Origin of the sequence: Capnocytophaga sp. oral taxon 863 str. F0517 (genome assembly GCF_000466425.1) — a bacterium.
GTDB lineage: Bacteria > Bacteroidota > Bacteroidia > Flavobacteriales > Flavobacteriaceae > Capnocytophaga.
This window is the reverse complement of record NZ_KE992181.1, coordinates 7,608-7,874: the sequence shown is the minus strand read 5'-3', so window position 1 is coordinate 7,874 and position 267 is coordinate 7,608. Positions and strand designations below refer to the sequence as shown.

General features: G+C 50.9%; 1 protein-coding gene. It reads left to right on the top strand.

The window, feature by feature from the left end:
- The coding region (locus tag HMPREF1551_RS14535; RefSeq protein WP_021629541.1) for a DUF4132 domain-containing protein at positions 1-267 on the top strand (267 nt) is incomplete at both ends.

Here is a 267-nt window from a genome sequence, read left to right as displayed (position 1 = left end):
ACCTATTCTATGCGGTACAGTGGGATTTGTACCAAAAGTATCTCTTTGACAAGGAGTTGAAACAACCATTCAAGCAGGTATTCCGAGAGCTCTATGTACCTACCAAGGACGAGCTGGAGACCAGCAACCGCAGCGAGCGCTACCAAGGGCACCAAGTACAACCCCAAAAGACGGTGGCACTGCTCCGTGGTCGTGGCTGGACCGTCAATTATGAGGAAGGACTCCAAAAGGTCTATCACAAGGAAGGTTTCCGTGCGACCATCTACG